The sequence below is a fragment of the Streptomyces sp. NPDC029169 genome, from assembly GCF_055563935.1.
On sequence record NZ_JBVHXA010000001.1, the window covers coordinates 619,276 to 639,018 of the forward strand.

Sequence of the window (19,743 nt, forward strand, 5' to 3'; positions counted from 1 at the left end):
TCGTTCCGCTCATCCCAAAAATGAAACTTTACGGAGCCGGGGGCCGTGTCTCCAAACCCGTGGGCCGTACTCGTGCCGGCGCGTGGTCGAAGACACAGTCGCCGCACAGTCCGCCGCCCGGGCAGCGGTAGTAGAGGCAGCAGCTGGTACGGCGGAGTGTGGGGCCCCGGACGGTGCCGGCCAGGTCGGGGTGGGCGAGGAGCCCGGAGACGAGCTCGGCGGCACGGGCGGCGACCTCGGGCCGGTCCTGGGCGCGGGCCCAGCGGGTGAGCTCACGCAGCGCTCCGGCGAGGGCCGAACCGGCGTTCCCCCAGAGCAGCCGGGGCGAGATCCGTCCGTCGCGGCGGAAGGCCTCGTGCAGCGGGACGAGATGGGCGGTCTGGACGACCTCGCGGAGGTCGGCCACGGTGGCGGGGCGGGTGGCCGTGCCCGCCCACCACAGGTCGTCGGGCGAGGTCAGCGCGCCGTCCCAGAACAGCCGCGCCGGGTCGAGGTCGGGGAACCGGCCGAAGAGGGCGGCCGGGCCGAGGGCGATCGACCAGAGCCGGGCCGCGAGCCCGAGGTGGGCGATCGAGGCCGCGACCCGCCGCTCGGGGACGCCGAGCCGGGCCCCGACCCGGTCGACGCGGGCGGTGAGCGGGCCTACCTCCCCCGCGTACAGGCGCGCGAGCGGCACATGCGCGCCGCCCGTCTCCGGTGCGGTCGTCCGCAGGGCGAAGAAGCCGCCCACCTCCCCGCTCGCGACGAGATCCACCGCACTGCCTCCTGGCAACGTCGTGCGCCCGGTATGGGCGACGGAAAGCTCCGGTCATCCGAGGTCATGATCCGGTCATGACCGGACCAAGTCCTGGCCGTGACCCCGGATCACCGTAACGCTCGGACGCATGACCACTTCCCCAGCCCTCTCGCCCACGTCAACCCCCGGACGGCGCACGGTTCTTGCCCTCACCGCCGCGGCGGCCCTGACGGCCGGCGTACCGTCCGCGCGTGCGGCGGCGCCCGCCGGACGCGACCGCACTCTCGAAGGGCCGCCGACCGCGGCCCGGGCCCTGGCCGAACTCCGCGCCGGAAACGCCCGGTTCGCCGCTCTCCGGCAGACCCATCCGCACGAGGACGCGGCCCGGCGCGCGGCCGTGGCCGTCTCCCAGCACCCGTTCGCGCTGATCCTCGGCTGCGTCGACTCGCGGGTGCCGCCCGAGCTCGTCTTCGACCAGGGCCTCGGCGATCTGCTGGCGATACGGTCGGCCGGGCAGGCGCTCGACGAGGCGGTGCTCGGCTCGATCCAGTTCGGCGTCGAGGAGCTGGGCGTTCCGCTGGTCGTGGTGCTCGGGCACGAGCGCTGCGGGGCGGCGACGGCTGCCGTGGAGTACGTACGGACGGGAAAGCCGGTCGGCGGGCACCTCGCCCGGGTCGTGGAGGAGATCGCCCCGGCCGCGCGTGCGGCGCGTGACCTGCCCGGCGACTGGGTGGAGAACACCGTACGGGCCAATGTGGCCCGGATACGGCGGCGACTGGCTCGGGATGAGGCGTTCGACAAGGCGCTGATCATGGGCGCCCGCTTCGACCTGGATACCGGAAAGGTCGCATTCCACCCGTCCTGACCTGCGCGGCTGTACATCCGATGGCGTACGGCACGGTCCCGTACTGCGACGGCAGTACGTCCGAAGGCGTTCCCAGGTACGACGACGTGAACGCCCGGAAGAGAGATCGTTGTATGTATGAGCCCCCTCCTGCTGTCCGTGCTCCTGTCACTGGTCTCTGCGGTCGCCTACGCGGCCGCGGCGATCGTGCAGGAGCGGGTCGCGGCCTCCGCCGCCGGCCTCACGTACGCGCCGCTGCGCAGCCCGGCCTGGTGGGGGTCCGTACTGCTCAACGCTCTCGGGGCGGCGCTGCACGTGGCCGCGCTCGCCTACGGCCCGCTCAGTCTGGTCCAGCCGCTGGGCGCCCTCACGATCGTGTTCGCGCTGCCCATGGCGGCGCTTTTCGTGGGCCGCCGGGCCGGGCGCACGGCGTGGCGGGGCGCGCTCATGGCGGCGGTGGGCCTCGCCGGGCTGCTCAGCCTGACGGGCGGCGCCGACGCCCAGTCCCTGGCGGACACCGAGCGCTGGCTGCTCGCCGCCGGGACTTTCGGTCTCGTGGGCCTGCTCTTCACGGCCGCGCACGTCGTGGGCCGCTCGGTGCTGCGCAGCATCGGCCTGGCGGTTGCGGCGGGCGTGGCCTTCGGGATCGCCTCGGTCTTCACCAAGACCGTGGCCGTGGAGTGGGAGCCGAGCGCGCCGCTCGCCCAGTGGCCGAGCCTGCTGGTCCTCTCGGCCCTCGCCGTGACGGGGCTGCTGCTCTCCCAGGCCTCCTACCGGGGCGCCGGGCTCGCGGCCCCGCTGGCCACGGTCACGGTCGTCAACCCGGTGGTGGCCGCGACGGTGGGTCTCACCCTGTTCGGTGAGACCTTCCGCTACGGCGTGGCCGGCAGCGTCGCGGCAGTGATCTGCGGCGCGGTGGCGGCGCTCGGGATCGTCCAGCTCACCGTGGACCGGCTGAAGGTCCCTGCCGACTCCCTGGCGGTGTCAGATCGAGACGCCGTGGGCGCGCAGGTAGGCGAGGGGATCGATGTCGGAGCCGTACCCGGGGCCCGTCCGCACCTCGAAGTGGAGATGCGGTCCCGAGCTGTTGCCGGTCGATCCTGAACGGGCTATGCGCTGCCCGCCGTTGACTCGCTGGCCCTCGCGCACGGTGAGCGCGGAGAGGTGCGCGTACTGGCTGTAGCGGCCGTCGTCGTGCCGGATGACGATCTCGTAGCCGTACGCGCCGCCCCACCCGGAGGAGACGACCCGACCGGGAGCCACGGCTTTGACGGACGTACCGGTGGCGACCGGGAAGTCGACGCCCGTGTGATAGCCGCTGGACCAGGACGAGCCGGAGACGCGGTAACGGGTGCCGATGGAGGCGGAGACGGGCGCGGAGAAGGTGTCGGTGCGGGGCGGGGTGGCGGGCTTGGGGGCGGGCTTGGTCTTGGCGGCGGGGGCCGCGGGGGCCTTGGTGGCGGGCGGGGCCTTGGTGGTGGGAGCCTCGGCGACCGGCGGCTTCGCGGCCGGGGCCTCGGAAGCCGGGGACTTCGCCGTCGGCTTCGTCTTCGCCTGCGCGGCGGTCCGGCTCGGGGCGGTCTTCGTCGGGGCGGTGATCCGGAGGGTCAGCTTCTGGCCCGGGTGGATCAGGTCGGGGTCGTCGCCGACGACGGCGCGATTCGCTTCGTACAGCCGCTGCCAGCCGCCCTTCACCCGCTCCTCGCGGGCGATGCGGGAGAGCGAGTCGCCGGGGGTGACCGTGTACATCTCGCGGACCGTCGGCACGGTCGTCAGCGTCGCGGGTGCGGACTGCGGCTTCGCGCCGGCGGAGCGCTGCCGGGGTACGGAGGCGGGCGTCACGCCTGTCGTCTGGTGCCCGAGCCCGGCGTGCGAGGAGCAGGTCGGCCAGGCTTCCGGCCCCTGCCCCTTGAGGACCTTCTCCGCGACGGCGATCTGCTGGTCCTTGGAGGCGAGGTCGGCGCGCGGCGCGTAGTGAGTGCCGCCGTACCGCTCCCAGGTGGACTGGCTGAACTGGAGTCCGCCGAAGTAGCCGTTGCCGGTGTTGATGCGCCAGTTGGAGGAGGACTCGCAGGCGGCGACCTTCTCCCAGACGTCGAGGGAGGCCGCCTGGGCGGCCCCGGCACCGACGAGCGGGAGCGCCATGCCGGCGCCGCTCGCCGTGACGGTGAGCGAGGCGCGGTTGATCCGGCTCGGCTGGTACCGGCGGTGTCGTCCCCGTAAGGCCATGGCCCCCCCTTGAGCGCATCAGCTGAACGCATCAGCCAGTCGCCCACGGTAGGGGAAGGTCACAGGCCGTGACAAGGGTTCAGCGCCCTGCGGGCCCGGGCTGCGGCTGGGGTTCGGGTTCCGGTGCGGGGGTGGGGCTCGGCGGCTCCGGAACGGGGTTCGGGGGCGGTACTGGCGGGGGTTCGGGCACCGGGACCGGCGGCGACGGGACCGGGCCGGGCGGCGGGATCGGCGAGGGCGGCACCGGGTCGGGGTACGGGTGGGTCATGACGGGCCTCTCGGTGGACGGGGCCGTACGGCTCCAGGCTCTCCCGGAGCGTCTGCCCGCGCCCGCCGGGGCCATTCATCCGTGTCGGGGCACCGCACCCGCCGCGGCGGCGAGGCCGAGGCGAGGGCTGGAGAGGATGGTCAGCGGGGTCGTGGTGCGCTCGGCGGCGTCGGCCATGGAGGCCTGGGCCAGGACGATCACCGGGTCGCCGCCGGGGTCGACGCGGTCGACGGCGGCCGCGACCGTATCCAGATAGCCGTCGCGGTCACCGGCCAGGAACCGCTCCCAGGCGCCGTCCACGAGGAGGGTGGTGACGGTCGTGGCCCGCTCCCCCGACTCCTCCCGGAGCAGATCGAGCGTAGGTACGAGGGTGGATTCCACGGCCGCGACGACCACGATCCGCTCGGAGCGGACCGCCTCGGCCGCCATCGGCCGGTCCACGCGCAGCACGGGCACACCCAGTTCCGCGGCGTGCCGTTCGGCGACGCCGCCGAGGGTCGAGCAGGTGCAGAGCACGGCGCGGGCGCCGTCCGCGACGGCCTCGGCGAGACGCTCACGGACGGCATCGCTGACGGCTTCCGGCCCGTCGGCCCGGGCCCGTACGAGCAGCTCCTCGGCGACGAGGTGCCGCAGTTCGAGCCCGGGGTGGTACCGGTCGCGCAGCTCGTCGAAGACGGGCACGTGCACCGGGGAGGTGTGCAGGAGGGCGAGGGTCACCAGAGTTCCGGGGTGGCCTTGAGCTGAAGCTTGGCCGCGCGCACCACGTCCTCGGGCGGAACAGGGGCCTCGTCGGGGTGCTTCTCGGCCCACTTGGCGGCGTACGGGCAGAGGGGCACGACGGGTACGCCTTCGCGCGCGGCGATGGAGTAGAACTCCCGCACGAGGGACCCGGCGATGCCCTTGCCCTCGTTGCCCTCCTCGACGACGGTGTGCACGGCCACGAGGGCGTGGGGCTCGGCGTCCAGGACGAAGTAGACGACGACACCGACGTATCGCCCGTCCTCGAACGCCTCCAGGCGCCCCTTGTCCCGGTCGTCGCGGAGCTCCAGATCGGCCATGCGGAACCTCTCCCTCGGTGCGGTCGGTCAGGCGTGCGCGGCGACGGCGTGCGGGCTGCGCAGGGTGTCGCTCCCGGGCACGGGGGCGGAGGCGTCCGCGCCGAGCTCGACGATCCGGTTGTCCGCGTCCACATGCACCACACGCGGCACGAGCGTGCGGGCCTCGGCGTCCTCGACCTGGGCGTAGCTGATGAGGATCACCAGGTCCCCGGGGTGCACGAGATGAGCGGCGGCCCCGTTGATCCCGATCACCCCGGACCCGCGCTCGCCCTCGATGACGTACGTCTCGAGCCGCGCCCCGTTGTCGATGTCGACGATGTGCACGAGCTCCCCGGGCAGCAGATCGGCCGCCTCCATGAGCTCGGCGTCGACGGTCACGGAACCGACGTAGTGCAGGTCGGCCTGGGTGACGGTGGCGCGGTGGATCTTGGACTTGAACATGGTACGAAACATGAAAAAGCTCCCGTTATGTCTGCTCCCTGCCTGCTTCCCGCAGGTCAAGGGCGGTCTCCGGAGCGTACAACGCTTCGCATGTCCGGTCGGCTGTCCCCCGGTGTTGCAGAACTCACGCTGCGGACAGCTCACCGCATGGGTCGTACGGTGAGAAGGAGACGGAAGGCGGCCGGTACCGCCGCCCGGAGGCGGAGAGGAAGTCTTTGCCATCGTGAGTTCGTCCGGCCGTGAACGCGAGCACGACGCCCACGTCGACCCTCGCCCGGTGGGGCCTGACGCGCCGGACCGGGCTGGTGTCGGGGAGCGGCTGCTCGAGCGTGAGGACGAGGTGCGGCGTATCGGCGCGGCGATCGCAGGGGCGAAGGGCGGCGCGGGCGCGGTCGTGGTGGTGGAGGGCTCGGCGGGGATCGGGAAGACGCGGCTGCTCCGGGCAGCGATGGAGCGTGCGACGGAGAACGGCATGGCCGTGGTCAGCGCTCGCGGCGGGCAGCTGGAGACCGAGTTCGCGTTCGGGGTGGTCAGGCAGCTGTTCGAGCCGACGCTGGTCACAGGGGATGCCGACGAGCGCAGGAGGCTGCTGGCGGAAGCTGCGGCTCCCGCCACGTGGCTGCTCGGCGGTGAGAGCGCAGGTGGTCCCGGTGAACCGGGCCGAGGTGGCGATCGCGGCTTCGCCACTCTGCACGGCCTCTACTGGCTGACCGCGAAGATGGCGGAGCGTACGCCACTGCTGATGGTGGTCGACGACGCACATTGGGCCGATCAGCCGTCGCTGCGCTTCCTGGCGTATCTGGCCCGCCGCTTGGAGAGCCTGCCGGTGCTGCTCCTTGTAGCGGTGCGTCCCGAGGATCCCGGCGCCCACGGCCTGCTGCTCACGGAACTGGTCACCTGCCCAGGGAGCGATGTCGTCCGGCCAGAACCCTTCACGCTCGATGCGGTACGAACCCTCGTACAGGAGGCATTCACGGCAACCTCCCTCGACTCTCGGTTCGTCCGAGCCTGTCGGGAGATGACGAGCGGAAACCCGTTCCTGGTCACCCAGTTGATCGGGGCTCTGCGTGCCAGTGGCGCGCAGCCGACCCCCGAGGCGGTCGAGCACATCGGCGAGCCGGGCCTGGCGGCGGTGTCGCGGTGGGTCAACCTGCGGATTGCGGGCCTGCCGCCGACGGCCACCGCGTTGGCCGGCGCGGTCGCGGTGCTGGGTGACGGCGTCGATGCGGCACAGGCAGCCCGGCTGGCCGGGCTCGATGCGGCGAGTTGCGACACGGCCGCCGACGGCCTTGTCGCGATCAACATTCTGCGTGCTGTCGACGGCAGCCTGACATTTGTGCATCCGCTGGTGCGTGCGGCGATCTATGCCGAGCTTCCCCCGCTTCAGCGGGCGCGAGGGCACCGGGACGCCGCACGCCTGCTGTGGCGCGCCGGAGCTGCGGTCGAGTGCGTGGCCTCGCACCTACTGGCGGCAGCCCCGGCCGGCGACGGGCAGGTTGTCGAGATCCTGCTTCATGCCGCACGCGCGGCGACCCGGAAGGGCGCGCCGGACATCGCGGTGCGCTACCTCAGACGGGCACTCGCGGAGGAGGCCTCCGATGCGTTCAAGCCCGAGCTGCTGCGCGAGCTCGGTGCAGCGGAGCAGAGCGCGGGCCAGTTCGCCGCCGCCGCGGCGGACCTGCGACGGGCACTGGAGTGCACCGCCGACATCAAGGCGAAGATCGAGATCGGCTTCCGGCTGCGCTATGCGCTGGTGTGGTCGGACCGTGCCGCGGAGGTCGCGCCCGCCCTGGACGGTGTCGTCGCCGAGGTCATCGATGCCGACCCTGAGGGTGCGCTGCTCCTGCAGGCGGCCGTAGCAGGGGCGTCGGTGGTGGATCTCTCGGCACCGGCGGAACAGCGCCGCCGTGCTGAGCACGTCGTGGCCCGGGCCTTCGCGGGAGAGTCCGTCCCTCCCCACATCTCCAGCCTGGCGGCGGTCCTGGCCCTCTTCGCGAACGAGCCGGCCGCACGGGTTCTCCGGCTGGCTGAGGAGGCGGCACGCGGCTGGCACCAAGCTCCCGGGTTCACGCGGGGGCTGATGAGCGCTCAACTGTTCGTGGCGCTGATCTTCGCCGAGGACTTCTCGCTCGCGCGGAAGCTGCTGGACGACGAGATCGAGGATGCCCGACGCCATGGATCAGTCGCGCAGTTCCTGAACGCGGCCACGTTCCGTTCGATGCTCTTCTACCGCTTGGGCGCACTCGCCGAGGCCGAGGCAGACGCCCGGGCCGCGCTCGAGGCGGCGCGGCTCCAGCCGAGGGCGGGGCGGTCCGCCGGCGCGCCGAGGCACTCGCTACATGCTCCGATGGCGGTCGCCGTGCTCCTGGACACCCTGATCGAGCGCGGGAGGACCGGGGACGCCGAGCGGCTGCTGACCGAGGCCGGGCTTGCTGACGCCGACAGTCCTCTGCTGCTCTTCTCGTTCCTGATCAGCACGCGAGCCCGGCTGCGGGCTGTCCGGGGCCGGGCGTCGGAGGCTGTCGAGGGTCTGCTCGCCCTGGGTGCCCGGATGGAGGGCGTGGTGGTGACGCCGGGGATCGTTCCGTGGCGGTCGCAGGCGGCTCTGGCGCTGGCAGCCGCGGATGCCGAGGCGGCACACCGGATGGCGCGTGAGGAGCTGGACCTCGCTCGGGTCTTCGGCGCCCCGGGAACGCTCGGTGTCGCGCTGCGCGCGGCAGCGATGACAGGCGGCCCGGACGAGCGGGTCGGCCTGTTGCGGGAATCGGTGGCGGTGCTCGAGGACTCGCCGACGCGCCTTGAGCGCGCGCGCTCGCTCGTCGAACTGGGCGCCGCGCTGCGCAGGACGGGGCTGCGCTCCGAGGCGCGGACCGTACTGGAGCGCGGGATGGACACCGCCTGGTCCTGCGGGGCGACCGCGCTGGCGCGGCGGGCGGGTGAGGAGCTACGGGCCGTCGGTGCGCGGCCCCGTCGGCCGGCGCTCACCGGGGTGGATGCGCTCACCGGCGCCGAACGACGTGTCGCCGACCTCGCCGCCCAGGGCCTCACCAACCGGCAGATCGCGGAAAAGCTCGTCATCAGCCTGGCCACCGTGGAGACCCACCTGCGTCACGTCTTCCAGAAACTCGGCATCGCCTCGCGCGGGGAGCTCGGCGGGCAGCTCGCCCAGCACCTCAACGGATCGCGCGACTCCGCGGCGCCGCCCCTGTAGGCGCAATTCTCAGGGTCCCGCGCGGAAAAGGTCGGGGTCGGTCCATCGACGCGAGGGCGGCCGCGGACCGGCGACGATCGTGTCGGACGTCAGAGTACGGACCGACCCAAAAGTCGCCGGCGCAGGACCGGGTCGGCGACCGTGGGAGGCGAACGGACATGGCCGCGCGACAGGAGAGCCATCACGACTACGTGATCGTCGGTGCAGGCACGGCGGGCTGCGTGCTCGCGGCACGGCTGTCGGAACACGGCAGCGCACGCGTACTGCTGCTGGAGGCTGGAGGCCCCGCCACACACGACCTGCTCACGGTCCCGCAGGCGTGGCCGGGGCTGGCCGGGACCGCGGTCGACTGGTGCTGCACGACCGTGCCTCAGACCGGTACAGCCCACCGTGCCCATCCCATTCCCCTCGGCAAGGTGCTCGGCGGCTCCAGCGCGATCAACGCCATGGCCCACATCCGCGGCCACCGGACCAACTTCGACCGCTGGGCGCGGGAGGGCGCGACCGGCTGGGACTACGACAACGTGCTGCAGTACTTCAAGCGCTCGGAACATGCAGAAGGCCGGGACCCGGCCTACCGCGGCATGGGCGGACCTCTGCGCGTCGCACCGGCCCGCAACCGGCATCCGCTCTCCGAGGCACTCTTCGAAGCCGCACTCGAAGCGGGGATCCCCTCGACCGAGGACGGCAACGGCAAACAGCCCGAGGGCGTCAACTGGCATGAGCTCAACATCGTCGACGGCGCGCGCCAGAGCGCGGCCGCCGCCTACCTGGAGCCGGCTCGTCGGCGGCCGGGCCTCAGCGTCGAGACCGGCGCGCTCGCCCTGCGCGTACTGCTCCACGGCGATCGGTGCGTCGGCGTCGAGTACGCCGTCGACGGGCGGACCCGTCGTGCCTCGGCGGCGGAGGAGGTCGTGCTCTGCGCCGGCGCGGTCGGCTCACCGAAGCTGCTGATGCTGTCCGGGCTCGGTCCCGCGCGGCACCTGCATGAGCTCGGCATCGAGATCGCCGAAGACCTGCCGGGAGTCGGCGCGAACCTGCACGACCATCCGCTCGCCGGCATCACCTACGAGGCGCGCCGGCCGGTCGAGCCCGGCGCCAACCAGCACGCCGAGGTGAGCGCGCTCCAACGCACGAGGCCTGACGTGGAGGAGCCCGACCTCCAGTTCGTCTTCATCGACGTGCCCTTCCACCCACCGGCCCTGCAAGGCCCTGCCAACGGCTACACGATCGCCTTCTCTGTCATGACGCCGCTCTCGCGCGGCACGCTGAGGCTGGCCGGCCCGGATCCGGCGCAGGCGCCACGGATCGACCCCGGCTACCTCGCAGAGCCGGAGGATGTACGTCGTCTGCTGACCGGATTCCAGCGGGCGCGCGAGATCGGCGCGGCATCCGCCCTGGCCGAGTGGCGTGGCCGACAAGTGCTGCCCGGGCCCGAGGTCGTCGACGCGGCCGCCGCGCGCGACTATCTGGCGCAGTGCACGGGCCCCTACTTCCACCTCGTCGGGACCTGCGCGATCGGTCACGTCGTCGACCCTCGGCTGCGCGTGCTCGGCATCGACGGCCTGCGCGTCGCCGACGCGTCGGTGATGCCCTCGATCGTCTCGGCGAACACGAACGCGACCACGGTGATGATCGGCGAACGGGCCGCCGCACTCATTGCCGACGGCCGCTCAGAAGCTGGTGACTTGAAGCTGGTGAAGCCGCTGAAGATGCCGGAGCGCGACCCCGGCTCCGCCGAACTGACATAACCCGCTGACCGACCGCGACCCGGCGGCCGGAACACCCACAACCAGGAGGCCGGCCATGGCCACGCACATGGCGACAGAAGCACCGGACCTCGTCCGGAACCGTCTCTTCATCGATGGCCACATGGTGGAACCGGAATCCGCAGACCTGATCGACGTTGTCTCTCCGGTCACCGAGCAGCGGATCGGAACCGCGCCGTCGTCCACACCGGCCGACATCGACCGGGCCGTGCGCGCCGCCCGTACCGCCTTCGACCAGGGACCATGGCCCCGCATGTCCCCGGCGGAACGAGCCGACGCGTTGCAGCCCTTCGGTGAACATCTGCGTGCTCGCGTTCCGGAGATCGCCCGGCTCATCACCGAAGAGATGGGCTCGCCGATCACCTTCTCGAACCGCCTCCAGGCACCGGTTCCCGTGATGCTCCTCGACTACTTCCGACAACTCGCCACGACGTTCCCGTTCGAGGAGGACCGCGTGGGGCTGTCCGGGCCCGCACGAATTCTCCGGGAGCCAGTCGGCGTCGTCGGACAGATCGTGCCCTGGAACGCCCCGCTCGTCCTCACCATGGTGAACCTCGCCCCCGCTCTGCTCGCCGGCTGCACCGTGGTGCTCAAGCCGGCGCCGGAGACGCCGCTGGACGCGTACGTGCTCGCCGACGCCGCCTTGGAGGCCGGCCTGCCTGCCGGCGTCCTGAACATCGTGCCCGCCGACCGCGCGAACAGCGAGGCGCTGGTGCGCCACCCGCTGGTCGACAAGATCAGTTTCACCGGCAGCTCGGCGGTGGGGCGACGCGTCGCCGCACTGTGCGGCGAGCAGTTCAAACGGGTCACTCTTGAGTGCGGCGGGAAGTCGCCCGCCATCATCCTGGAGGACGCCGACCTCGACAGCGTCGTCCCCGCCCTCATGCCGTACGCGATCATGATGTCCGGCCAGCACTGCCTGGCGCAGACCCGGATCCTCGCGCAGCGCGGCCGTTACCGACAGGCCGTCGACGCGATTTCCCGGGCGGCTTCCGCGCTGACAGTCGGCGATCCGCACGATCCTGCAACCGAGGTCGGCCCGCTGGTGGCGGAACGCCAGCGGCGGCGGGTCGAGGACTTTATCGCCAGTGGACGACACGAAGGCGCGGTGGTCACCGTGGGCGGGGGCCGCCCCAAGGAATTCCCGAAGGGCTGGTACGTCGAGCCGACCGTCTTCGCCGACGTCGAGAGCCACATGCGCATCGCCCAGGACGAGATCTTCGGCCCCGTACTCGCCGTGATCCCGTTCGACGACGACAACGACGCCGTCCGTATCGCCAACGACTCCAAGTACGGCCTGTCGGGAAGCGTGTGGACCCCTGACCAGGACCGCGCGCTGCGGATTGCCCGCCGAGTCCGCACGGGAAGCCTGACGATCAACGGGTACCGGATCGAGTTCGGCGCACCCTTCGGCGGCTACAAGGACTCCGGGATCGGCCGCGAGTTCGGGCCCGAGGGGCTCGGTTCCTTCCTCGAGTACAAGACGATCAATCTCCCCGAGGGCACGGCCGTCAAGTCTCCGGCGCAGGCCGGGGCCTGACGCCGTGTCCGGGGTCAGGCAAACCGCGGGACGCGACCCGGGATCGATGCTGACCACTTGCTGCCGGGGGCGGTGGCCAGGAGCGCGCCGAGCGCCATCACCGCTGCGACGATCCAGGTCCCGGCCGGGCGTGCGGGTCGTGTGGTGCGTCTCATGAGCGTCCCTCCTTGTGGATGGCTGGGTCCATCGGGCCCATCTCGGGTCACGGTGTTCATCCGTGTACCTCGACCGCGCCCGGGTCCCTCTCGGCCTTCGGCTCCCGCTCGGCCAGTTCGTGTTCACTGGCGGCCACGGCCGGCTCCTCGGCCGTCAGGTCCAGCCGCCGGGTGAGGGCGTAGTACAGGACGCCGGAGACGACGAGCCCCACGACGAACGCCACGTCCACCCCGCCGAGCGCTTCGGCCACGAGACCGGTGAAGGGGCCCACGACCATGAACGGCACCATCAGGACCAGGCCGACGCCGTAGGCGAGCAGGCCGCGCCAGGCCCAGGTGCCGTAGATGCCGTCGGGCCGGAAGAGGTGGGTGATGGCGTAGTGGCCGCGCCGGACGAAGAAGTAGTCGACGAGGTTCACCGCCGTCCACGGGATCAGCAGGTAGAGCATGAGCAGCAGGGCGTTGCCCAGTGCCGTCGAGAAGTCGCCAGAGACGCTGAGACCCACGGCGCACCAGACGACGCCAAGGCCGCTGATGGTGAGGACGCGGGCCCGCCGACCGGGCCGGAGCGGGCGGATCGAGTCGACGCCGGTGAGCACGGTCAGCATGCCGCTGTAGGCGTTGAGTCCCATGGTGGCGACCAGCGCAAGCACCGACAGCAGCGTCAGAACCGCACCCAGGCCGCCCACCACCTGGTCGCCCGCCGCACGGATGCCGGCCAGCGGATCGGCCACGCCGAGGGTGGCGGCCATCCACGCGCCGATGGGGATGAGCCACATCGGCGAACCGGCAGCGCCGCCGAACACCGAGGCGATGATGCGGGGCGTCGGGGTGTCGCGCGGCAGATAGCGCGAGTAGTCCGAGACGTACGGGGCGTACGAGATGTTGTAGCCGGCCGCGGCGGTGAACTGCACCATGAAGGCGACCAGCGTGAAACCGCCGCCATCCCCCGCCGCGCCCGCCGGGCCGACCACGCGGCCGGTGAGGATGCCCGCCGAGAGCAGCAGCCAGCAGGGCGCCGAGCACCAGAACAGCACCTGGAACGCCCGGTGCAGCCAGTCGTGCCCGTACACGGCGAGAACGACGGCGATGACGGTGACGCCGATACCGAGGACGGTCGCGTTCCAGCCGAAGACCGACTGAAGGCCGTTGCCGATGATGATCGTGTCGACGACGTTGAAGCCGACGAAGGTGAACAGCGTCGCCGCGAGCGGCACGATCACTCCCCGGTACCCGAACTGGCCGCGCGACTGGATCATCTGCGGCAGCCCCAGCTGCGGGCCCTGGCTGGCGTGGAAGGCCATGAAGAAGGTGCCCACCAACAGCCCCAGCGCACTGGCCAGTACGGTCCATCCGACGGACAGGCCCAGGCTCGGGCCGATGAAGCCGAGCGACAACGTGAAGGGCTGGAAGTTCCCCTGGAACCAGAAGGGGCCCTGCTTCCACAACTTGCCGTGCCGTTCGGCGAAGGGAACGTGCTGGATGGACAGGCTTTCAATGGCATCCGCGCCGCTGTGCTCGGCGAGGGGGCGCTGCGGAGGCTTCACCGTCATGGACCCTCCCGTTGTTCGATCGCTCCAAGGCGCTCGTCACCCGGAACCGGAAGCCAGAGTGTGCGGTCGCCGTCCGGCGAGCGGCAATTGTGCGGCACTCAAAGACCGGTGCCCTTCTTTGTGCGCCGCCACCACGTTGCAGGTATCCAACACTTGTGCAACGTTCGAAGGCGCGGCTCTTCCGTCAAGGGCCGCCGCAATGCAGCATGTGCTCGATGAGCGCGATGGCAGCCGCCCTCCGGGTCCGTGCCCTGGTGGATTCCCCCGCCCTCCAGCTGCGTGTCCTCGCCGGCGAGGCGGGGCTCGACCGGCCGGTGGCCTGGGCACACGCGAGTGAGCTGGAGGACCCGACTCCGTGGCTCCTCGGCGAGGAGCTGATCATGACGACGGGGATCGCGATACCGCGCAGCGCCGTCCGGCAGTGTGCGTACGTCGAGCGGCTCGATTCCGCGGGCGTGGCCGCGCTCGTGCTCTCCGCGCACCTGCACGTGCCGCCGTTGCGCCGGGCCTTCCTGGACGCTGCGGAGGAACGGGCCATGCCGGTACTGGAGTTGCCGCTCCAGATCCCGTTCATCGCGGTCGCGCAGGAGGTCGCGGCCGCCGCACAGGCCGACGCCCGGCAGCGGCTGAGCGCCCAGGTACAGGTGTTCGGCGCCCTGCGCTGGCTCGCCGCGGAAGATCTCAGCTCCGCGGAACTCTTCCGCCGACTGGAGCAGCTGTCCGGCTACTCCCTCTACCTCTGCACGCGGCACGGAGGCCCCTTGCTGGCCGGCGTCCCGGTACCTGACGCCCGGCACGCGGCGCTCCTGCCGACCTCACCCGACCCGGCCCCCACCGTTCTCGGTGGCTACGTCCTGCCGGTACCGGCGCCGGGCGGTGCCGCCGGGTACCTCCTCGCCCTGGAGCGCCGGGACGACGGGCGGGGAACTCGCATACGGCCGGCGGGGCTCGGCGTCGTCCAGCACATCGCGACCGTCGCGGCACTCCAGCTCTCCACGGTCCGCCACGAGCGCGAAACGCTGCGCCGCCAGGGAGCGGAGACACTCGCGGAACTCATGCAGGATGTCCTGGACCCGGACACCGCACGCAGGCACCTGACCCGGCTGGGCTTCGCCCAGGAGGAGCGCGTCGCCCTGGCCGTTCTCGACGGCGAGGAGGATGCTCCCCTGGACGACACCGCCGTGGCACAGGCCCTCGACGAAGCAGCTGTGCCGTACCTGATGCTGCGCCGCCACGAGGGGTTGTACCTGCTCCTCCCCGGCTCCTCGACGGCGCTCGACGCCCTGACGGCCCTGCCGCGTACGAGGGCCGGCGTCTCGCGCCCCTTCGCCCCCGGCGGCTCGCTCGGGGTGCCCCGACGCGAAGCCTGTCTGGCGCGGACCCGCGCACGGGCATCGGGCAGATCGCTGGTCTCGTGCGAGGCCGACACGACGGAACGGTGGCTGCACGAGGATCCTTCCGTCCTGCACGGGCTGGTGGAGCACGTGCTGGGTGCGGCACTGCGGTACGACGCCGAGCACGGCAGCGAACTGGTCCTCTCCGCCCTCACCTGGCTGGAGCGGAACCGGTCCACGGGGGAAGCGGCCCGGGCCCTGCACATCCACCCCAACACCCTGCTCTACCGGCTGCGCCGCTTCACCGCGATGACCGGCAGGAACCTCTCCTCGACGGCAGACACCGCCGAGGTATGGCTCGCCTTGCGCGCGGCCCGTTCGTCCGGCCGTATGCCGTGATCCGAGGCCAGGCGGATGAGGGAGCTGACTGCACGTGGCCGCCTGGACCCCGGCGATCAGTTCGGGCAGTGGCCAGTCTCGGGCGGGCTGTCTCCGTTCTTGTGCTGGAGTCGGGCGCCTGCTGCCACGAGGTGGTCTCCGAACCGGACGAGGGATGCGGCCTTCGCAGCCCGGACATGGCGCATGAGGCGTAGTACCGAGACGGCATTGTCCATGGTCGCCGGGGGCTGGACCAGGGAGCGTTCGCTGCCCACTACCGGTTCGACGAGGGTCACGTGCCGCTCTGCCTCGATGAGGTCCGCCTCGAGGAGGGCTTCGCGGGCGAAGGCGAGTCCTGGCTCACGCAGGGCGAGGTCTGCCATGGGGTCGGGCAGCACGTCGAGGAGTTCGTCGATGGTGGTGCGGTACTGGCGGTACTCCACGTGCATGCTTCCGCTGAGGGGCACCGGTACCACCGTGGGGACCATAGTGGGGCGGACGGTGGTGTTGTAGAAGTCGGAGGGCAGGGCGGCGGCGTGCGCCCGGGCCGCGGCGAATCCCTGGACATAGACGGTGGTTCGGGCGAGAAGAGCGGTTGCCTCGCGCACCATCCCCTCGCGCAGCCGCTCGATGGCCTGGCGCAGTGCGATCGTCGCGTAGACGTTGAACAGGACGTGCACGTGGTGGCCGGTGATCCAGCGGGAGAGCCACATCTCCTCCGGCCGCCCATGCCCCCACCCTGAGACCGCGTCCGCCGCCTCGTCCGCCGCCTCGGCATCCGGCTCGGCGGAGCGGCGTGGGCTCTCCTGGATGCCGGCAAGGTCCTGGACGAGCTGCCTCATCGCCGCGGTCTCCCGAGCGATGTCGCTTCCCGAGAGCGGCGCTTCACACAGGTCCGCCAGCCCCCGGTGAATCACCAGCGCCGCCTGCCGGGCAGCCTGGCCGGCGGTGAGATCAGACGTGCGCACCCGGAAGTACGCCTGTACCGGAGACCTGACCGGCCGTGCGTCCGCCTCGGTCGGGGAATCCTGCGCCGACAGGGACCGGACCAGCCCGGCAGCCACACGAGTAGCTACCTGCAGTCCCAAGGCGCGCTCCGCAGCCGTTCCGAACGCGGGGACGGCTGCGAGCGCGGTGGCCAGCCGCGCGGCCCGGGTTTGCGCATCGGCCTCCAGACAGGGCATGGGGTGCGGCCGTGTCGGGTCGCAGAAGACGGCGACCGGAGGCAGAGCGTATGTGGATACCTGATCTGCCATCCGACTGATCTCCTCATGCTCGTTGCAAGGCGACAGCGCTGCGGGTCCATACATCTAGTCCCTGTAGCCGCCACCCTCGACCACGTCCTCCGCGAAGAGTTGTGCCTTGGCCAGTGCCTCGTCGACTGTTTGCCGGCCGGCGATCGCCGCGGAGATCTCCTGGGACACCCGGTCGCCGAGGCCCGCGAACTCCGGGATGCCGACGTAGAACACTCCAGCCCACGGCTGCTTGTGCACCCCGGGTTGGACGAGGTTCACAGCCTCGAGCGCGTCCAGCGTCGGTCCGATGAATGCCTTGGCGGCCTTCTTGTACTCCGGAAGCCTGTACGTGGACTGCCGGCTGCCGGGTGGTACGCGAACCCAGCCGAGCCTCTCGCCGTAGAGCTTCAGGTAGCCCTTTGGACGTGGCCCAGGAGACGAACTGCCATGCGGCCTCCGGATCCTTCGCCGTGACCGGGATCGCCAGCGACCAGGCCCACAGCCATCCCGAGCTCTCCGTATGCACCACCGGAGCGGGGGCGTAGCCGAGTTTGCCGGCGACCTTGCTGTTCTTCGGGTCCTCGAGGCTGCTGGCGAAGGCCGTGCTGTCGTACCACATGGCCGCCTTGCCCTGCCCCATCGCTGTCAGGCACTCGGCGGGCCCGGCCTCGGCAGCCCGGGGCTCGCCGTACCGGCGGACCAGGTCCACGTAGAACTGCACCGCCTGCTTCGTTTCGGGGGAGGTGAGCTGGGGGTTCCATTTCTCGTCGTACCAGCGACCCCCGAAGGTCAGGATCACCGTGTCCAGAGGGGCGAGCAGGTTCCCCCAGCCAGGACCGCCGCGCAGGCAGATCCCGGCGATGCCGTTCCCGGGGTCGTGGAGCTTCGCCGCCAGCTGGGCGACCTCCTGCCAGCTCGGGCGCTCCGGCATGGTCAGCTCGGCCTTCGCAAACAGGTCCCTGCGATACATCAGGAAGGACGATTCGCCGTAGTACGGCACCGCGTACAGGACGTCGTTGTATGACAGCGCCTTGCGCACCGTCGGGATGAAATCCTGCTGGTCGTAGTCACCCTGGCCTGCGAAGGCGTCAAGTGGGGTCAGCCACCCCCTCGACGCCCAGATGGGTGCCTCGTACGGGCCGATGGTGACGACGTCATAGTGGCCGGACTCGGTGGCGATGTCCTCCGGCACCCTGTGCCTCAGCTCGCTCTCGGGGAGGAACACGAGCTTCACGTTCGTATCCGGGTGATCCTGCTCGAAGTCGTCGATGAGCTTCTCGACGTCTCGCATGAAATCGACCGCCACCACGGTGATCGTCGTGCCCTTCTCGTCCCCGGCGCCTCCGGCGCAGGCGGCAGCGCCGAGTGCGAGCGAGGCGATCGAGGCTCCCACCAAAGCGATACGTGTGAGCCGTCCACGGAACTTGCCTGGCATCAGCACTCCCGGTCAACAGCGGGTTTACCGCGGATCGGTCTCTCCCTACTCCGGGAGCCGCTCCGAACTCGCGAACGAAACGTAGTCGGACACGTCGAGGAGGCAGCCCGGGACCCGCTCCGCGGTCGACTTCCCGAAGTAGGTGATGACCTGCTTCTCGCCCTGGGAGGGAACCCCCATTCCCATCTCGAGGGCGACCTGCCAGGGTTTCGGATCGAGCGAATTGCTGTCCTGGAGAGGGTGGTCCAGGGCGACGATCAGAGCCAGGAAGAGGCCGATGAAGAGCGACAGGAGGCCGGTGAGAGCAACGTGGTCGATCAGCCTGACGCCGACGAGCAACCAGCTTGCCCCGATGGTCACGGCCGCGCCGAGGAAGAGGACGATGTAGAGCACGGGCAGCAACCCGATGTCCACCTCTCCCTGCCGCTCGCGACGGAGGTTGTTGTATTCGTTGAAAGCGTCGAGGGTCGCAGACTGGGCGTTCGACTCCTGTGTGTTTCGAGGCTCGTAAAACATGAGCGACTCGAACACGGCGTCCAGCCGGCCCCTGTCCTCCTCGATCTCGCCGTGCTTCTGCTTCGGCCAGACCTCGTCGATGACGTTCTCCGCGTAGTTGCGCACCTGCGACTGGAGTCGGCATCGACGGCTGTTGGGAAATGCCTGACCGGCGCGGTAGACGCTGGTGAGTTGGGACGCTTCCTGGTTGACCAGCTTTTTGACATCCACGTAGTGGTCGTATGCGCCGACGGCAACCAGCCCGACCAACAAGGCATAGAAGATCCCTACGACCTCGATCAGGAAGGTGACGCGCTCGTTGTGTTCGGGGTCCATACCGAACCGCTGACGAACCCAGGAGCGCGTGAGCAGGCCGCTCAAGCCGAATACAAGGAAACCCCCGGCCAAGACCACGGCCTGGGCCCAGGTCGACAAGTGCGAGAACCAGGCAGACATCCGTTGAACTCGCCCCTAGTGTCCTGCCTGACTCAACGTTCAGAGAAGTGTCAGTTTCACCAACAGAATCACGAGTCACCAATCGCGAGTGAAGCTACCACGACGCTCGGCGGAATCTGGCCTCAAATCGCCACAATATGCTCCGCCGCTCTGCCCGGCGGTCCGGCAGGAACGAGAACGAGGTCAGATCACGTACTCCTGCCCCGCGCCCGGGTCATCCGCTTCAGTTCGATGAGGGTCGCGACGGCGCGCAGCCAGGTGGCCGCGGTGTCGTCGACGGCGATCCCGCCCACGAGTTCGGTGCCGGCCCGCAGCCACTCCCGTACGAGGACGGCCGCCTCCCGGCGGGGCAGGGGCTCGGGCAGCTCCGCGGCGCGGGCGAGACCGCCGGCGCGCACGGTGTCGGCGAGGAAGGCGACCGAGCGCGGCTCGGTGCCGAGACGGTCGAGGATGACGGCTGCGGCCGCGGCGCCGTCGCCGAAGAGGGCGGTACGCCGGCTGCCGGGCTCGGCGGCGAGGCCGTAACGCAGCAGGACGGTGATGTCGAGCTGTGCCAGCTCGTCGTCCGTGCGGTCCGGCGGGTAGGGGACGTCGTCGTTCATGGTG

17 protein-coding genes are annotated in these 19,743 nt (G+C 71.0%); 6 read left to right on the plus strand and 11 right to left on the minus strand.

Annotated elements, in window-relative coordinates; genetic code table 11:
* Nucleotides 1–28 precede the first annotated feature (28 nt).
* A complete protein-coding gene (locus tag ACZ4VI_RS02640) occupies nt 29–754 on the minus strand; it encodes a (2Fe-2S)-binding protein (RefSeq protein WP_467995924.1) in 726 nt (241 codons plus the stop codon).
* A gap of 130 nt (nt 755–884) precedes the next feature.
* Between ACZ4VI_RS02640 and ACZ4VI_RS02645 the strand changes: the two genes are divergently transcribed.
* Together ACZ4VI_RS02645 and ACZ4VI_RS02650 are read left to right on the plus strand one after the other, a co-directional pair.
* Nucleotides 885–1,601 carry a carbonic anhydrase gene (locus tag ACZ4VI_RS02645; protein ID WP_467995925.1) on the plus strand — a complete coding sequence of 239 codons (717 nt, stop codon included), beginning with the start codon at nt 885–887 and terminating at the stop codon, nt 1,599–1,601.
* A gap of 117 nt (nt 1,602–1,718) precedes the next feature.
* Nucleotides 1,719–2,684 (plus strand): DMT family transporter, encoded by a 966-nt coding sequence (locus tag ACZ4VI_RS02650; RefSeq protein ID WP_467995927.1) that lies wholly within the window; start codon nt 1,719–1,721, stop codon nt 2,682–2,684.
* Here the strand turns inward: ACZ4VI_RS02650 and ACZ4VI_RS02655 are convergent.
* The 4 genes from ACZ4VI_RS02655 to panD all read right to left on the minus strand — a co-directional run bounded on the left by ACZ4VI_RS02655 (nt 2,565) and on the right by panD (nt 5,588).
* Nucleotides 2,565–3,809 (minus strand): transglycosylase family protein, encoded by a 1,245-nt coding sequence (locus ACZ4VI_RS02655; protein ID WP_467995929.1) that lies wholly within the window; start codon nt 3,807–3,809, stop codon nt 2,565–2,567. The genes ACZ4VI_RS02650 and ACZ4VI_RS02655 overlap by 120 nt on opposite strands.
* A gap of 343 nt (nt 3,810–4,152) precedes the next feature.
* A complete protein-coding gene (locus tag ACZ4VI_RS02660; RefSeq protein WP_467995930.1) occupies nt 4,153–4,794 on the minus strand; it encodes an arylsulfatase in 642 nt (213 codons plus the stop codon).
* Entirely contained in the window at nt 4,791–5,135 is a 345-nt protein-coding gene (locus tag ACZ4VI_RS02665; RefSeq protein ID WP_467995931.1) for a GNAT family N-acetyltransferase, read from the minus strand. The genes ACZ4VI_RS02660 and ACZ4VI_RS02665 overlap by 4 nt, the downstream gene beginning before the upstream one ends.
* Before the next feature lie 27 nt (nt 5,136–5,162).
* Nucleotides 5,163–5,588 carry an aspartate 1-decarboxylase gene (gene panD, locus ACZ4VI_RS02670; RefSeq protein WP_467995933.1) on the minus strand — a complete coding sequence of 142 codons (426 nt, stop codon included), beginning with the start codon at nt 5,586–5,588 and terminating at the stop codon, nt 5,163–5,165.
* A 265-nt stretch (nt 5,589–5,853) separates the two neighbouring features.
* Here panD and ACZ4VI_RS02675 point away from each other — a divergent pair, with 265 nt between their 5' ends.
* The 3 genes from ACZ4VI_RS02675 (at nt 5,854) to ACZ4VI_RS02685 (ending at nt 12,096) form a co-directional block, all read left to right on the plus strand.
* Entirely contained in the window at nt 5,854–8,787 is a 2,934-nt protein-coding gene (locus ACZ4VI_RS02675; RefSeq protein ID WP_467995935.1) for a helix-turn-helix transcriptional regulator, read from the plus strand.
* 158 nt (nt 8,788–8,945) lie between these two features.
* Complete coding sequence (locus ACZ4VI_RS02680) at nt 8,946–10,538, plus strand: GMC family oxidoreductase (protein WP_467995936.1); 1,593 nt, start codon at nt 8,946–8,948, stop codon at nt 10,536–10,538.
* 55 nt (nt 10,539–10,593) lie between these two features.
* A complete protein-coding gene (locus ACZ4VI_RS02685; RefSeq protein WP_467995937.1) occupies nt 10,594–12,096 on the plus strand; it encodes an aldehyde dehydrogenase in 1,503 nt (500 codons plus the stop codon).
* A 14-nt stretch (nt 12,097–12,110) separates the two neighbouring features.
* On the opposite strand, the gene ACZ4VI_RS02690 is transcribed toward ACZ4VI_RS02685, so the two are convergent.
* Together ACZ4VI_RS02690 and ACZ4VI_RS02695 are read right to left on the minus strand one after the other, a co-directional pair.
* The gene (locus tag ACZ4VI_RS02690) at nt 12,111–12,251 is read right to left on the minus strand and encodes a hypothetical protein (RefSeq protein ID WP_467995938.1); all 141 of its coding nucleotides are present in this window, start codon (nt 12,249–12,251) and stop codon (nt 12,111–12,113) included.
* 56 nt (nt 12,252–12,307) lie between these two features.
* Entirely contained in the window at nt 12,308–13,804 is a 1,497-nt protein-coding gene (locus ACZ4VI_RS02695; protein ID WP_467995940.1) for a purine-cytosine permease family protein, read from the minus strand.
* A 215-nt stretch (nt 13,805–14,019) separates the two neighbouring features.
* Between ACZ4VI_RS02695 and ACZ4VI_RS02700 the strand changes: the two genes are divergently transcribed.
* Complete coding sequence (locus tag ACZ4VI_RS02700) at nt 14,020–15,537, plus strand: PucR family transcriptional regulator (protein WP_467995941.1); 1,518 nt, start codon at nt 14,020–14,022, stop codon at nt 15,535–15,537.
* 56 nt (nt 15,538–15,593) lie between these two features.
* Here the strand turns inward: ACZ4VI_RS02700 and ACZ4VI_RS02705 are convergent, their stop codons facing one another.
* From ACZ4VI_RS02705 to ACZ4VI_RS02720, 4 genes are all read right to left on the minus strand, one after another.
* Nucleotides 15,594–16,358 (minus strand): hypothetical protein, encoded by a 765-nt coding sequence (locus ACZ4VI_RS02705; RefSeq protein WP_467995942.1) that lies wholly within the window; start codon nt 16,356–16,358, stop codon nt 15,594–15,596.
* A gap of 427 nt (nt 16,359–16,785) precedes the next feature.
* Nucleotides 16,786–18,186, minus strand: a complete 1,401-nt coding sequence (locus tag ACZ4VI_RS02710; RefSeq protein WP_467995944.1) for an ABC transporter substrate-binding protein — start codon at nt 18,184–18,186, stop codon at nt 16,786–16,788.
* Between the two features lie 45 nt (nt 18,187–18,231).
* Nucleotides 18,232–19,137: a bestrophin-like domain gene (locus tag ACZ4VI_RS02715; RefSeq protein ID WP_467995946.1), complete on the minus strand. Its 906-nt coding sequence runs from the start codon at nt 19,135–19,137 to the stop codon at nt 18,232–18,234.
* Between the two features lie 188 nt (nt 19,138–19,325).
* Nucleotides 19,326–19,739 (minus strand): hypothetical protein, encoded by a 414-nt coding sequence (locus ACZ4VI_RS02720; RefSeq protein WP_467995948.1) that lies wholly within the window; start codon nt 19,737–19,739, stop codon nt 19,326–19,328.
* Between the last annotated feature and the right edge of the window lie 4 nt (nt 19,740–19,743).

Coding starts and splice junctions, on each gene's coding strand:
- ACZ4VI_RS02665 (WP_467995931.1), bottom strand. CDS start 5,135: ATGGCCGATCTGGAGCTCCGCGACGACCGGGACAAGGGGCGCCTGGAG.
- ACZ4VI_RS02720 (WP_467995948.1), bottom strand. CDS start 19,739: ATGAACGACGACGTCCCCTACCCGCCGGACCGCACGGACGACGAGCTG.
- ACZ4VI_RS02685 (WP_467995937.1), top strand. CDS start 10,594: ATGGCCACGCACATGGCGACAGAAGCACCGGACCTCGTCCGGAACCGT.
- ACZ4VI_RS02690 (WP_467995938.1), bottom strand. CDS start 12,251: ATGAGACGCACCACACGACCCGCACGCCCGGCCGGGACCTGGATCGTC.
- ACZ4VI_RS02645 (WP_467995925.1), top strand. CDS start 885: ATGACCACTTCCCCAGCCCTCTCGCCCACGTCAACCCCCGGACGGCGC.
- ACZ4VI_RS02710 (WP_467995944.1), bottom strand. CDS start 18,186: ATGCCAGGCAAGTTCCGTGGACGGCTCACACGTATCGCTTTGGTGGGA.
- panD (WP_467995933.1), bottom strand. CDS start 5,588: ATGTTTCGTACCATGTTCAAGTCCAAGATCCACCGCGCCACCGTCACC.
- ACZ4VI_RS02680 (WP_467995936.1), top strand. CDS start 8,946: ATGGCCGCGCGACAGGAGAGCCATCACGACTACGTGATCGTCGGTGCA.
- ACZ4VI_RS02650 (WP_467995927.1), top strand. CDS start 1,719: ATGAGCCCCCTCCTGCTGTCCGTGCTCCTGTCACTGGTCTCTGCGGTC.
- ACZ4VI_RS02705 (WP_467995942.1), bottom strand. CDS start 16,358: ATGAGGCAGCTCGTCCAGGACCTTGCCGGCATCCAGGAGAGCCCACGC.
- ACZ4VI_RS02655 (WP_467995929.1), bottom strand. CDS start 3,809: ATGGCCTTACGGGGACGACACCGCCGGTACCAGCCGAGCCGGATCAAC.
- ACZ4VI_RS02715 (WP_467995946.1), bottom strand. CDS start 19,137: ATGTCTGCCTGGTTCTCGCACTTGTCGACCTGGGCCCAGGCCGTGGTC.
- ACZ4VI_RS02700 (WP_467995941.1), top strand. CDS start 14,020: ATGAGCGCGATGGCAGCCGCCCTCCGGGTCCGTGCCCTGGTGGATTCC.
- ACZ4VI_RS02695 (WP_467995940.1), bottom strand. CDS start 13,804: ATGACGGTGAAGCCTCCGCAGCGCCCCCTCGCCGAGCACAGCGGCGCG.